Source organism: Xanthomonas sp. NCPPB 1325, from assembly GCF_041477645.2.
In the GTDB taxonomy this organism is placed as follows: domain Bacteria; phylum Pseudomonadota; class Gammaproteobacteria; order Xanthomonadales; family Xanthomonadaceae; genus Xanthomonas; species Xanthomonas cannabis.
Window position 1 is genome coordinate 3,063,391 of the sequence record NZ_CM192985.1, and the last position, 13,321, is coordinate 3,076,711.

Annotated in this window: 14 protein-coding genes; 3 read left to right on the top strand and 11 right to left on the bottom strand. The window is 63.2% G+C overall.

The annotated features are described in order from the left end of the window. Nucleotides 1-7: 7 nt before the first annotated feature. The 9 genes from ACCQ10_RS13035 to grxD form a co-directional block, all read right to left on the bottom strand. Complete coding sequence (locus tag ACCQ10_RS13035; RefSeq protein WP_166752969.1) at nucleotides 8-517, bottom strand: pilus assembly PilX family protein; 510 nt, start codon at nucleotides 515-517, stop codon at nucleotides 8-10. Between the two features lie 3 nt (nucleotides 518-520). After that, entirely contained in the window at nucleotides 521-1,687 is a 1,167-nt protein-coding gene (locus ACCQ10_RS13040; RefSeq protein ID WP_372360905.1) for a PilW family protein, read from the bottom strand. Then, nucleotides 1,684-2,163: a type IV pilus modification protein PilV gene (pilV, locus tag ACCQ10_RS13045; RefSeq protein WP_081419188.1), complete on the bottom strand. Its 480-nt coding sequence runs from the start codon at nucleotides 2,161-2,163 to the stop codon at nucleotides 1,684-1,686. The genes ACCQ10_RS13040 and pilV overlap by 4 nt, the downstream gene beginning before the upstream one ends. After that, the gene (locus ACCQ10_RS13050; RefSeq protein ID WP_039407499.1) at nucleotides 2,160-2,675 is read right to left on the bottom strand and encodes a GspH/FimT family pseudopilin; all 516 of its coding nucleotides are present in this window, start codon (nucleotides 2,673-2,675) and stop codon (nucleotides 2,160-2,162) included. The genes pilV and ACCQ10_RS13050 overlap by 4 nt, the downstream gene beginning before the upstream one ends. A 194-nt stretch (nucleotides 2,676-2,869) precedes the next feature. Further along, nucleotides 2,870-4,255, bottom strand: a complete 1,386-nt coding sequence (gene ppnN / locus ACCQ10_RS13055; protein WP_372360906.1) for a nucleotide 5'-monophosphate nucleosidase PpnN — start codon at nucleotides 4,253-4,255, stop codon at nucleotides 2,870-2,872. A 106-nt stretch (nucleotides 4,256-4,361) separates the two neighbouring features. After that, entirely contained in the window at nucleotides 4,362-7,607 is a 3,246-nt protein-coding gene (locus ACCQ10_RS13060) for a TonB-dependent receptor (RefSeq protein ID WP_372360908.1), read from the bottom strand. 359 nt (nucleotides 7,608-7,966) lie between these two features. Continuing rightward, nucleotides 7,967-8,566 (bottom strand): YhgN family NAAT transporter, encoded by a 600-nt coding sequence (locus tag ACCQ10_RS13065; RefSeq protein ID WP_039407493.1) that lies wholly within the window; start codon nucleotides 8,564-8,566, stop codon nucleotides 7,967-7,969. After that, nucleotides 8,563-9,306, bottom strand: coding sequence for an SDR family NAD(P)-dependent oxidoreductase (locus tag ACCQ10_RS13070; RefSeq protein ID WP_372360909.1), 744 nt, complete (start codon nucleotides 9,304-9,306; stop codon nucleotides 8,563-8,565). Before ACCQ10_RS13070 ends, ACCQ10_RS13065 begins: the two co-directional genes overlap by 4 nt. Next, a complete protein-coding gene (gene grxD / locus ACCQ10_RS13075; RefSeq protein ID WP_039407489.1) occupies nucleotides 9,303-9,623 on the bottom strand; it encodes a Grx4 family monothiol glutaredoxin in 321 nt (106 codons plus the stop codon). The genes ACCQ10_RS13070 and grxD overlap by 4 nt, the downstream gene beginning before the upstream one ends. A 120-nt stretch (nucleotides 9,624-9,743) precedes the next feature. Between grxD and ACCQ10_RS13080 the strand changes: the two genes are divergently transcribed. Next, nucleotides 9,744-10,322, top strand: coding sequence for a superoxide dismutase (locus tag ACCQ10_RS13080; RefSeq protein ID WP_047693152.1), 579 nt, complete (start codon nucleotides 9,744-9,746; stop codon nucleotides 10,320-10,322). Between the two features lie 143 nt (nucleotides 10,323-10,465). Here the strand turns inward: ACCQ10_RS13080 and ACCQ10_RS13085 are convergent, their stop codons facing one another. Further along, nucleotides 10,466-11,611: a 5-(carboxyamino)imidazole ribonucleotide synthase gene (locus tag ACCQ10_RS13085; RefSeq protein ID WP_372360910.1), complete on the bottom strand. Its 1,146-nt coding sequence runs from the start codon at nucleotides 11,609-11,611 to the stop codon at nucleotides 10,466-10,468. Then, a complete protein-coding gene (gene purE / locus ACCQ10_RS13090) occupies nucleotides 11,608-12,111 on the bottom strand; it encodes a 5-(carboxyamino)imidazole ribonucleotide mutase (protein WP_372360911.1) in 504 nt (167 codons plus the stop codon). Before purE ends, ACCQ10_RS13085 begins: the two co-directional genes overlap by 4 nt. Nucleotides 12,112-12,169: 58 nt before the next feature. Between purE and ACCQ10_RS13095 the strand changes: the two genes are divergently transcribed. Together ACCQ10_RS13095 and nadC are read left to right on the top strand one after the other, a co-directional pair. Continuing rightward, nucleotides 12,170-12,439, top strand: coding sequence for a Trm112 family protein (locus tag ACCQ10_RS13095; RefSeq protein ID WP_372360912.1), 270 nt, complete (start codon nucleotides 12,170-12,172; stop codon nucleotides 12,437-12,439). Beyond that, entirely contained in the window at nucleotides 12,436-13,317 is an 882-nt protein-coding gene (gene nadC / locus ACCQ10_RS13100; protein ID WP_372360914.1) for a carboxylating nicotinate-nucleotide diphosphorylase, read from the top strand. Before ACCQ10_RS13095 ends, nadC begins: the two co-directional genes overlap by 4 nt. Nucleotides 13,318-13,321: the final 4 nt, after the last annotated feature.

The following is a 13,321-nucleotide window of genomic DNA, read 5'->3' on the forward strand; positions in this document are numbered from 1 at the left end:
GGCAGCCTCAGAGCTTGAAGATGGTGTCGATCGATGCCGATGACGAGGCATCCGTCGCGGCATCGTTGGAGAAAGTGGTGATTTGGTACACCGGCGTCACGGGGTCGAGTGGATCCCCCATCGCAAGCGATCCTCCGCCGATGATGCACGAGTCGATGCGCCGTACATTGACCGCTTCATTCACCGTGGTTGCCTTGCTGCGCCCCCATGCAACCGGGTCAAATGCCGCATCACAGTTCTGCTGGATATCGGTATCGACTAAAGGGGCGCCTGTCGGCGCATCTGTACGATTAGCGATGGCCTCGATGGCACGCTCGCTACGACGCGTCACCCCTTCGGCATTCTGAAATGCGATATTGGCCGCCAAGTAATTAGATGCCATTTTTTCCTGCATCCCTGCCACTTGCATCCCCGCAATGCCAATCAGGGCCAACAGGATCAGCATGATCAGGGCAACGTAGAGCACCGCGCCACGAGGGCGAGCGGACAGAGGTCGCATGCGAGCATATGTATTCATGAGTCAGTTTCCGAACAGTCGATTGCGCAAGGCGATCGTGGACTCGTACGTCATTCTGTACCGCCCGTCAGTTTGAGCAGGTGGCGCAAAAGATACTCCTAGGGCGCTTGGATAGCGCACCGCAGTCGTTGGCTTCTCAGCGGCGGAAGGTAAAGGACTACGGGCAAGAATGCCGACCTGGACCTGTCCCACGCGTCTCCATTGGCCAGCTGCAGCAACATCTGCACCAGTGGAAACATCGCTTGCGATGGCTTGAGTGTTGATGTTGCCCAATGGCGGGGAGGTTGTGGACATATTGGCGGTCTGATCGAGACCAAACAGCAACTGCAGATTTTCGATACCTTCAACCAGTTCCTCTGGTGTTCCGTAATCGTCAAGGCCGTTCGAGCGCGCACGCATGAGCGCCGGCTCGCCCGTTGTTGCCGAGGTTCCCACGTAGTACACGATTGATTCGGCTCGGTAAATCAAGGCCTGGCCAGTTGGCCTTGCCGAGTAGTTCGACAAATTGGTTCCGTTGGCAGTGACTTTGCCATTGGCATAGACACCCTTGAACACCGTTGCATGTGCACAATCAGCGATTCCAAACACACTGGGAGCGGCCTGGCCGCCCTCGGTCAAGCGTAGGCCACTAGTAGCATTGAAGTTGACCACGCTGTTACTACCCGACGTCAGCCCAGTGATCGGCACGCTCTCTGGCGCCAGATAGCGCAACACTAGGATGTCGCTACCTCCGCGCGGGTTGAGCTTGGAAATCGATGCTGGCAGATTCGTTGGTACCGCCCAGTTGGCTCCGATCGTCAGGGTACCGGTCGGTTTGGTGTTGGGCGCTTCATAGCCCTGCACGCTAACACTGAAATCCAGCGGATGGCCTGAGCCACTAGCGGCCCCGGTAGTTACCACCGGATCCCCCTCACCACGCACAAAGTGCGCTTGGTCATTAACGCAGCCGAAGTGCCCTGCCATGCGGATGTCGCGCTGCAGGAACTCCAACGCAAACCGTCCGTTCTCCTGCGCACGCGCACTTCCTTCTGCAAGCATCGATGCGGTACGGGATGCCGAGAAGACCTGAATCACTCCCAGCATCAACACCAGGCCGATCACCATGGCGATCATCATTTCGATCAGGCTGATGCCGGCAATTGCAAGCTTGGACGGGAAGCTGGGAGTCATAGCTGAGACACCAAGGTGAAGGTTGTGAGCGCATTCGGGTTGCTTGCATCCCAGCGCTGATCCCCCCAGCTGATGCCCACGGTGACTTGGCCGTTGGTATTCAGCACTGTCGCGCTGGCGCCCTCTCCCAACGCCTGTACCACCTGACACTTCCAGCGTGCGATGTTGGTTGCAACCGTGAGATCGGTTCCAAGGGGTCGGCTGCAACTGGCAACTGTGACCGTGTTCGCGGAAAAGGTAGCGTCGGTATACCAGGCCGATTGGAAGCGATTGCTGCGCATCTGGTCTAGTAAGTCGTAAGCCAGGTTAGTGGCCTGAGTACGATAGTTGGCGCTCTGCACGAACCGCACGTTAGCGGTCTGCAATAGTGCAAACCCAAGCAGACCAAACGCAAGAACGACGATGGCGATCAGCACTTCGAGCAAGCTGAAGCCATCGGACCGGGAGCGCGATACGAAGGATCGGGGAAGCATCATTGGCAGGCGCCTTTCTGGGACGTGATCTGACCGGCGCCATTGACGACCAACGTGCGGCGCAATGCCTGCCCATCACACATGGTTGGCTGCAGCGTGATCTGCTGGTTGGTGGAAGCAAGCCTACGCCCCCTCCCATCGAAAGCAATCGCAGTGCCGGACGGGCCGGAATTGCTCAGCGACCGGTCTATCGAAACGAAACGCAGAACGGTGTCGCCGCTCTTGAAAGCGCCATCTCCATCGGTATCCGCCCAAGCCAGCATTCCGCTCGCCCAGTTATTGTCGCAGGCCGTTCCCGACGCACTGCCGCAAACTCCTCCCCCTCGGCGATTGCGTATCGCTTCGCTGCGGGCAAGAGACAGTAGCCCGATGGTCTCATTGGCGCTACTCGCGACGCGATTGGAGCGAATCACTCCACGAAAGCTTGGAAACGCGATGGTAAGCAAAATCGCCAATACGGCGATCGCAATCATCAATTCGACAAGTGTGAAGCCGGTAGATCGGCGATAAGACATTGGACGCTCCCCAGCGTGACTTGCTCAAAATGCATCGCCCACCCGCTGGAAACAAGCGTCCAGGGGATGAGCGGTCATTTCAGGGGCACCGACGTGCCCCTCCCCCCCCCCCCGGGGGGGTTCCATGTGGGCGGGCCGCACCCAGCTCAAACCCTTACCCCTTCCCATCGAGGGGCCTTCGCTTTAGACGGCCTTTAGGTCACCACCCGATAACAAGGCCGGTAATCCCCCGAGATCTTCATCCGGCGCTGTTCGACGAAGCCGCGCAGCAGCTCGTCCAGGGCCTGCATGATGTCGGAGTCGCCGTTGATTTCGAACGGGCCGAACTCTTCGATGCGGCGCATGCCGTCTTCCTTGACGTTGCCGGCGACGATGCCGGAGAAGGCGCGGCGCAGGTCCGCGGCCAGGGCTGGTGCCGGGCGGCCGTGGTGCAGGTCCAGGGCGGCCATGGCTTCGTGGCTGGGCTCGAACGGTTGCTGGTACTCGAGCGGGATGTGCACCGACCAGTTGAAGTAGTACGAATCCTTCTGGTCCTTGCGGTGCGCGCGCACCTCGTGGATGCCTTCGGCCATGCGGCGCGCCACGGCGACCGGGTCGCCGACGATGATTTCGTAACGGGAGGCGGCGGCATCACCCAGGGTCAGGCGGATGAAGCGGTCGATCTGCGCGAAGTACGGCGCGGCGATGGTCGGGCCGGTCAAGATCAGCGGGAACGGCAGGCCCGCATTTTCCTCACGCAGCAGAATGCCAAGCAGGTAAAGGATCTCTTCGGCCGTGCCGACACCGCCTGGGAACACCAGGATGCCGTGGCCGATGCGGACGAAGGCCTCCAGGCGCTTCTCGATGTCCGGCATGATCACCAGGTGGTTGACGATCGGGTTGGGCGATTCGGCCGCGATGATGCCGGGCTCGGTCACGCCGATGTAGCGCGTGTGGTGCTTGCGCTGCTTTGCGTGGGCAATCGTCGCGCCTTTCATCGGGCCCTTCATCGCACCCGGGCCGCAGCCGGTGCAGATGTCCAGGCCGCGCAGGCCGAGCTCGTAACCCACCTGCTTGGTGTAGAGATACTCGTCGCGCGAGATGGAATGCCCGCCCCAGCACACGACCAGGTTCGGGTCCGACGGCTGCAGGATGCGCGCGTTACGCAGCTGGCCGAACACCGCATTGGTGATGCCTTCGCTGGTGTCCAGATCGCCGCGCTGGGCCTCAAGCTCGATGGCCATGTAGGCCAGGTCGCGCACCACGGCGAACAGCAGCTCGGCCACGCCGCGAATGATCTCGCCGTCCACGAATGCCATCGCCGGGGCATTGATCAGATCGATGCGGATACCACGGTCCTGCTGGTTCACCTGGATATTGAAGTCCGGATACAGGTCGCGCGCGGCGCGCGGGTCGTCCGAGGCACTGCCACTGGTCAGCACGGCCAGCGCGCAACGGCGCAACAGCTCGTGCATGCCGCCACTGGAGGCATCGCGTAGCCTGGCCACTTCCGCCTTGGACAAGACGTCCAGGCCACCACGCGGGTAGATCCGCGCATCCACCACCGGCAGCGCCCGTGCTGCCGTACTGCTGAGTTCCATAGCTTGCTCCTGTCGTATCTCAGGAACTTTAGCGTACTCACCCGCCGAAAAGAAAACGGCCGGGTTGCCCCGGCCGTTTCCGCAACACACGACACGCTAACCGCAATCAGAACTGATAGCGGAAGCCCAGCTGCAGCGCCCAGCGGGAGATGCCGCGATCGTCATAGACCGTGGACTGGTCCGGTGTATTGAAGCGATACACGTACTTGCCGCTGGCCGCATCGATACCGCCGTATTCCACGACACCACGCATGCCCGGGAAGCCATACTCCTCGACACGGCCCCACTTCTTGTTGAGCAGGTTGCCCACGTTCATGACGTCAAGCCAGAGGGAGGCCTTGTTGTCCTTGAAGAAGCCCGGGATCTCTTGCTCGATATGCAGATCGAACTGGTTGATCCAGGAGTTGCGTGCGCCGTTGCGCTCGGCGACCTGACCACGGCGGGCAGCCAGATACTCGTTGCCTTCGATGTAGTTCCAGAACGCCTGTTCTTCTCGAGCGGTACCGAACAGCACATCGCCGCGACCGGCCGGGATGTACAGCAGGTCGTTCAAGCGACCGTCGCCATTGGCGTCGTTATCGAAGGCGTAGCTGTACGGACGACCGTTGCGACCCTGGTAGATCAGGCCCAATTTGGTTTCATAGTCGCCGAAGAACGCATGCTTCCAGTTCAAGGTGCCGAGGATGCTGTTCTTGACCTCATACGCAGCGGTCGAGGCGACGTTTTCGTTGGCCTGGAAAACCGCGTTGTTACCAAGCTGCGAGCCCGAGGTCGAACTGGTCAGGCCGCTGACTTCATCAGCGTCGGTGTAGGTGTAGTACAGGCCCCACGACCAGTCACCACCATTGAAGGGCTTGTTCAGGCCGACGGTGAAGCTCTCGCTGCCGCCCTTGTCGGTGGGACGCGCGATGATGGCATCGTTGAAGCGCGGATCACGCGAGCCGCGCGCATCGACCACCGAGGCGGTGCCGCGCACACAAGCCGCCGGAGCGCCGGCACCGGTCGGGTTACGGCCATCCTCCAGCCAGCAGGCCGGATTCAAGCCTGCAGTATTCCAGTACAGGTTACGACCATCCTGACCCACGCGGCTGGTATTGCCCAGATTGAGCTGCTGGTAGTAGATCGCCTCGTTGACCTTGGTCACCACCGCCTCGGCAGATGCCACGATGCCGTACCAGGGCAGCTCGGTATCGAATGCCAGGTTGGCCTTCCATACGGACGGCTGACCCAGCTTGCTGTCGACGAAATCGACGGACTGCGTAGCGCCATTCAACGAACCATTACCGATCGGCTGGTTATTGATGTCAGGCGTGAAACGAATGCCATTGGTGTTCACCAGCGTCTGGCTGGAGAAGTTGTAATCGGTATACGCCAGGCCGGTGTTGGAGTACGGGTTGGACAACCACACGGTTGCCGCGGCACCCTGGAACAGGCCTACGCCGCCGCGCAACTGGGTGGGGCGATCGCTGTCGAAGGTGTAATTGAAACCGAAGCGCGGCTCGAACAATCCGTTGCCATCGATGGTCTGGTCGTTACGGAAGCCGAACAGCGTCGACGCGGTTGCATTGTAGGCCGGGCTGTTCTTGACCATCGGCTCGTCATAACGCACACCGAACGTCAGCGTCAGGTTGTTGTTGACGGCCCACGTATCCTGCAAGAACACGCCGACATTACGCATGCCCCAGTTGGCCGCGATGTCGTCGATGTTGCCGCTGTTGGAGCGCGAATAACGATAGTTCAGCGGGCGATTGGCGGCGTAGTCGGCAATCGAGTTGAACGTGTAGGAACCGAAGACACGCTGACCGAACAGATTGAACAGGTCGTTATCTTCATAGTCGAAGCCGAACTTGACGGTGTGGTCGTTCAAGAACAACGTGCCGGCAAAGAAGGCGTTCCAGGTTTCGGTTCGCAGTTCGTTGGCCTGGGTGCTCTGCTCAGTCCCCAGGTTGACGGTGTTGTTACCGATCCGCACGGCAATGGCCGGGAGCTGCGATGCAGCGGTACGCACTGCGGAGTAGTCGCGGTACGAGACCTTGGCTTCCGTGGAGAACGTGTCCGTCCAGTCACTGAAAAGCTGCGCCGTATACGTCTTGAGGCTGAAATCGCGAACGTAGTGGAACGAATTCAGCGACAGCGCCTGATTGCCGAAACCATTGAGGTTGGCAGTGCTCTGCTCGCTCTCGCCGTAACGAACCGACGCACGGTGCTTGTCGGAGATATTCCAGTCGAGCTTGAAGCCCTTTTCTTCCGAGTCCGAATCCAATGCCGGTAGCGCCAGGGTTCCCGGGTCGAAACCATAGACATTGCGCGAGATGTCGATGATCTGATCGACCTGCGCCTGCGAAATACCGACGATATTGCTCTCGCCCGATCCGAGCGGACCGTAGCCGGAAGCGCCGGTGAACACGCCCTTGCCCTTGTACTTTTCGTAGTTGGCGAAGAAGAACAGCTTGTCCTTGATGACCGGGCCGCCCAGGGTCAAACCATAGGTGGTTTCGTTGTCGAACAGCTGCGGACGGATGTCGTTCTGGTTCTTGCCCGACCAATCGTTCTCACGGTAGGTGCCGTACACCGATCCGTGGAATTCGTTGGTACCGGACTTGGTGACCGCATTGATCACGCCGCCGGTGGCGCCGGTGATGGTCACGTCGTAGTTGGCCACGTCGACGGAGATTTCGTCGATGACATCCATCGAGAACGGCTGGCGAGGAGTCGGCAGGCCGTTGGATTCGAGACCGAACGCGTCGTTGGTGCTGATGCCATCGACGCGGATCAGGTTGAAACGCGGATTCTGGCCGCCCACGGAAATCTCGTTACGCGCCTTGTCGGTCTGCGCCACACGCGGATCCAGGCGCACATAGTCCTGCAGGTTGCGGTTGATCGACGGCAGCGATTCGATCTGCTCGCGGGTCACGTTGGTGCCGGTGCCCATCTTGTTGGCGCTGAACAGCGCCGAGCCGTAGTCGCCACCGATGGCCTGCACCGCGCCAAGCGTGGTCACATCGCCGCCCAGGGAAGCATCGACGCTATTGACCTGATTGAGGTTCAGGTACACGCCCTCTTCGGTCTTGGTGCCTTCGCCGGACTTGGTGATGGTGATCGTGTACGGGCCACCCACACGCAAGCCGCGCGCGTTGTAGCGTCCGCTGGCATCGGTGGTGGCGCGGCTGACGGTGCCCGATTCGACGTGGGTGATCGTGACTTCGGCATTCGGGACCGGCTGGCCGCCGCTTCCGGTTACCAGGCCGGCGACGCCAGCCGAGGTGCTTTGCGCGAACACAGGGGCGGCGGCGAGCGCGGCAACGAGACCAAGCGTGAGCTTGGACATGCGGAGACAACGGGGGTGGGTCATTTCGGTAGCCTCGATACAGGTTGGGCAGTGACAAAAAGGCGCAGTCAGCCCAACCGTTCCCGGGGGTGGGCTGCCGATGATCTGGGGTCCCTTGCCGCGCGGCTGGTTGCTGCCGCAACGGTTAACAACAGATTAACACGCTAAGGCCTGATTGTGACGGCGGCGTGACAAAGTTCGCGCAGTGCAACATGAACTGCCATGTGAAGGCGCACATGCCAGTTTGCACGGGGTCGCAGAGAGAGCGAGACATGCGTCTCGGCATATCGGGAAGTCGCGGCTCGAAGTCTGGTCGCGCACTCACCCCGCCCTTCCGCGCGGATGGCAGCAACCGTCAGGCGACCGGCCTGATGACAAGCGTCTTAAATCGAAACCGGCAGCTTGAAGTACGTGCCCAGGCCATCCAGGAACATCTGCACCGAGATGGCGACCAACAACATCCCCATCAGACGCTCGACAGCGGTCAATGCGCGGTGACCGAGCAGCTTGTACAGCAACGGCGCCGAGGCCAGGATCGACGAGGCGCCAATCCAGGCGATCATCAGCGCCAGGCTCCAGTCCCAGAGCCGGGTGGGCTCGTTGCTGCCCATCAGCATGACCGCGGCCATGCCGGACGGGCCAGCCACCAGCGGGATGGCCAGTGGCACAATGAAGGGTTCGCCATCGGGGATCTCGCCCATCAGGCCCTCCGGCCGCGGGAAGATCATGCGGATGCCGATCAGGAACAGCACGATGCCGCCGGCGATCGCCACCGATTCCTGACGTAGATGCATCAACTCCAGCGCGTATTTACCGCCCCACAGGAACGCCATCAACACACACAAGGCGATCAGCAGCTCGCGCGCCAGCACGAAACGCTGGCGCTTGGGCGGCAGCGGCTTGAGCACGCTGAGAAACACCGGGATGTTGCCCAGCGGGTCGAGAATCAAGAACAGCAGCAGGGCTGCCGAAAGAATGGTCATGCCGAAGGGCTCCAGATCGCACCGCGGTGCGGAGCACCTGCCATGGACAACAGGGTGACGCAGGCCGACGCCGCCACTGCGGGGTCGGCCGCCTGGCTGTCTTCCTGATGGGTAAAGGCACGCGCACGCAACGCGGTGCGCATCGGGCCGGGCTGCAGGCCGTGGATACGCACCGGGCCGGCGGCGGTCTCGTAGTGCAGGCTGGCGATCAAGCCGTGCTGGGCGTACTGGGCAGCTCCATACGCGCCCCAGTACGCCTGACCGATCCGTACAGCATCGTCCACGACGAATACCACTGCCGCATCGCGCTGCTGCCGCAGCAGCGGCAGGCAGGCCTGCGTCAACCATGCCCGTGCGGTGAGGTTGACGTGGATGCTGCGGGCGAAGTCGGCCGGCGCCGCGAGTTCGGCCGGCGTCAGACCGCCGAACTCGGCCGCACACTGCAGCAAGCCGTGCAGACCGCCCAGCTCGCTCTGCAACCGTTGCGCGAGCACCGCATAGTCGTCGGGCGTGGCACCTGCCAGATCCAGCGGATACAGCAATGGCTCGGGGCCGAGCTTGGCCACCGCGTCATACACGCGCTCCAGCGGCCGCAGCTTGCGGCCGAGCAGCACCAGCGTGGCACCGGCCATCGCGCACGCCTGTGCAGCAGCGCTGCCCAGCCCGCCGGCGGCGCCGGTCACCAGCACGACCCGCCGGGCCAAGGCAGCCGCTTCAGGCTGGCCCTGCACTTGGGTCACGGCTGATAGGCCTCACTGACAATGCGCTTGAGCTCGCCGGCTTCGAACAGTTCCAGCGTGATGTCGCAACCGCCGATCAACTCGCCGTGGATGAACAGTTGCGGGAAGGTCGGCCAGTTGGAATAGCGCGGCAGATTCGCGCGCACTTCGGGTTCTTCCAGCACGTTGACCGTGCGCAGCTGGTCGGCGCCGGCAGCGACCAGCGCCTGCACAGCGCGACTGGAAAAGCCGCACATCGGGTACTGCGGGGTGCCTTTCATGAACAGCACGATGGGGTGTTGTTCGACTTCGGCCTGGATCCGTTCCATCACCGGCATTGGACTCTCCTGACTGGGAGCGGCAGGCCCGACCGCTGGGTCGGATAAACTTCCGCAAAGGCGCGCATTGTAAGCCTTCACGCGACCTGCCGCCGGACTCCTTTCGCTGCCCTTGCCACCATGCCGATCGAACACGTTGCACTGCCCTACTCCCGCGCCGCCCTCGAGCCGCACCTTTCGTCCGCGACACTGGAGTCGCACCACGGCATCTGTCATCGCAACGAGGTCGAACGGCTCAATGCGCGCATCGAAGGCAGCGAGTTTGCCGAGCTGACGCTGGAAGAGATCATCGCGCAGGCGCAAGGCACGCTGTTCCACCTGGCGGCACAGGTGTGGAACCACAACTTCTACTGGCAGTGCCTGCGCCCACGCGGCGGCGGCGAGCCGCTGGGCAGGTTGGCCGACAGCATCGCCGCATCGTTCGGCGATTTCGTGCATTTCAGGCAGGAATTCAATCGCGTGGCCTTGAGCACCTTCGGCTCGGGCTGGACCTGGCTGGTGCAGCGCCCGGACGGCACCCTGGCCATCGTCGCCACGCCCAACGCCTCCACGCCGCTCACCGGGCCAGACACCCCGCTACTCGCCTGCGACATCTGGGAGCATGCGTACTACCTGGACTACCAGCAGGATCGCGCGCAGTACCTGGACGCGTTCTGGAAACTGATCAATTGGGACTTCGTGGGCAGCCGATTGAGCTGACCCTCGCAGCGGCAACCGATTCGGTTACCGCTCGCGGCACAACCCACGCGCTTCAACAGCGCACGCCCGTCTTTCCCGTCCTTGAGCGGCATCCCGGCACACTGCCGAACGTGGGCACCGCCGCGTAACCGCAACGCGCCAGGTCAGCCTTCCTGCAGACGCCCGACCACCGGCGCGACCTGTGCATCGCGCTGCAATACCTTGCCCGCCCGCACCAGCGCAGTCGCCAGCGCCTGCGGTGTATCGGCACGTACGCTGGCATGCCCGACCTTGCGACCCTCGCGTGCCTGCTTGCCGTAGTCGTGCCAATGCCCGCCCGGCACGGCCAGGAATGCACCCGCAGCGGGCATGCTGCCCAGCCAGTTCAGCATGCAGGCATGTCCACGCATCGCGGTGCTGCCCAATGGCAGGCCAAGCACCGCACGCACATGATTTTCGAACTGCGAGGTCTCGGCGCCTTCGATGGTCCAGTGGCCGGAGTTATGCACCCGCGGCGCGATCTCGTTGGCGAGCAGCTGACCATCGCGCACGAACAGTTCCAGCGCGAACACGCCCACGTAGTCCAGCCGGTCGGCAATCGCACGTGCATGCGCTTCGGCAGCCGTCTGCAACGCCTCGTCCACCCGGGCGGGCGCGAGACTGGCCGACAGCACACCGTCCACGTGCCAGTTTTCGGTCAGCGGCCAGGCACGGAATTCACCGTCGCGGCCACGCACGGCAACCACGCTGACTTCGCGTTGAAACGGCACGAACGCCTCGAGGATCAGTCCCACCGTGGCCGCCTGCGCGCCCAGCGCGTCCCAGGCGGCATCGGCGTCTGCAAGCGTCTTGATCCGGAACTGGCCTTTGCCGTCGTAGCCGAAGCGGCGGGTCTTGAGCACGCACGGCGCACCGATCTGCGCCATCGCCGCATCCAGGTCGGCGCGATCGTCGATGGCGGCGAACGCCGGCACCGGAATGCCTAGCTCGCGAAACAGGGTCTTTTCGCTAAGCCGGTCCTGCGCCACCGCCAGGGCATCCGGGCCTGGGAACACCGGTACCTGCGCGGCAAGGTGCTGCGCGGCGGCGGCCGGCACGTTCTCGAAATCGAAGGTGATCACATCCACTTGCGCGGCGAATGCGGCCAGGGCCGCCGTATCGTCGAACGCGCCAACCTGCAGCGGCGCCAGCTGCCCTGCGCAGGCATCGGCCGCCGGGTCGAACACCGCAAAGCGCAGGCCGAGCGGCGCACCGGCCAGCACCAGCATGCGCGCCAGCTGGCCGCCACCGAGAATGCCAACGGTGCTCATTGGCGCGGGTCGTCGCTGGCCATCACATCGTCGGTCTGCCTGGCACGGAACTGCGCCAGCGCATCACCGACCTGCGGCAGCTCCCGCGCCAGCATCGCCGCTGCGAACAAGGCCGCATTCGCTGCGCCGGCATTGCCGATCGCAAAGGTGGCCACCGGGATCCCGGCCGGCATCTGCACGATCGACAGCAGCGAATCCATGCCGTTGAGCGCCTTGGACTGCACCGGCACGCCAAGCACCGGCACCGCGGTCTTGGCGGCCAGCATGCCCGGCAGATGCGCCGCGCCGCCGGCACCGGCGATGATTGCGCGCAGGCCGCGCTCGCCTGCCTGCTCGGCATAGGCGAACAACACATCCGGGGTCCGGTGCGCGGAGACCACCTTGACTTCGTACGGCACGCCCAGCGCATCGAGCTTCTGAGCTGCCTGTTGCATGGTTTCCCAATCCGAACGGGAGCCCATCACGATGCCGACCAGCGGCGCGGAGTGGTTGGAGGTCATGGCCCTGCCCTGCGGTAAAGACGTATTCTAGCCAATCTCCACGCACGACAAGACTTCGATGGATCGCAAATTGCTCGACCTGCTGTGCTCGCCCGATACCCGTCAGCCGCTTTCGCTGCTGGACGGCAAGGGCCTGGAAGCACTCAACACCGCCATCGCCGGCGGACGCCTGCAGAGCGCCGACGGCACCGTGCAGGCACAGCCGCTGCGCGAGGCGTTGATCACCCGCGATCGCAAGCAGATCTTCCGCGTCGATGACGGTATCCCGGTCTTGCTGGCCGAAGAAGCCATCGCCACCGCGCAGATCACCGACTTCCCCGAAAAGTGAGTTCGCCCGTCCGCACCGCGCCGGAGCCGCCAGCCGCGGCGCTGATCGATGCCGACGTGACGCGCGCGCTGGCCGAAGACATCGGCAGCGGCGATGTCACCGCGGCATTGCTGCCCGACCAGGCAGACAGCGCGTATCTGCTGTGCAAACAGGACGCGGTGATCGCCGGCAGGCCGTGGTTCGACGCCACCCATCGCATGCTCGACCCGCAGGTGCGCATCGACTGGCAGGTGCACGAAGGTCAGCAGGTCAGCGCCGGCAGCGTGCTCGCGCTGCTGCATGGGCGCAGCCGGAGCCTGGTCAGCGCCGAGCGGACCTCGCTCAACTTCCTGCAGACCTTGTCTGCTACCGCCACCACCACCGCTGCGTACGTGGCAGCCGTCGCCTGCACCGGCACGCGCATCCTGGACACGCGCAAAACGCTGCCAGGCTTGCGCATGGCGCAGAAATACGCGGTGCGCTGCGGCGGTGGCGACAATCACCGTATCGGACTGTTCGACACGGTGATGCTGAAAGAAAACCATATCCGCGCCGCGGGCTCGCTCAGCGCCGCCGTGCATGCCGCACGCGCGCAGCAACCGCAGCTGCCGCTGGTGGTGGAAGTGGAAACGCTAGAGCAGCTGCGCGAGGCATTGCAGGTCGGTTGCACGCGCATCCTCATCGACGACTTCGACCCGGCCATGCGCCGCGAGGCCGTGCGTATCGCAGCGTCGCTGCCGCGCGATCGACGCATTCCACTGGAAGTCTCCGGCAGCGTCGACCTGGCGGGCATCCGCGCAATTGCACAGGACGGCGTGGACTGCATCTCCATCGGCGGCCTGACCAAGCATGTGCAGGCGGTGGATCTCTCGCTCAAACTCGGCCCGCCCCCGCCGTAATTTC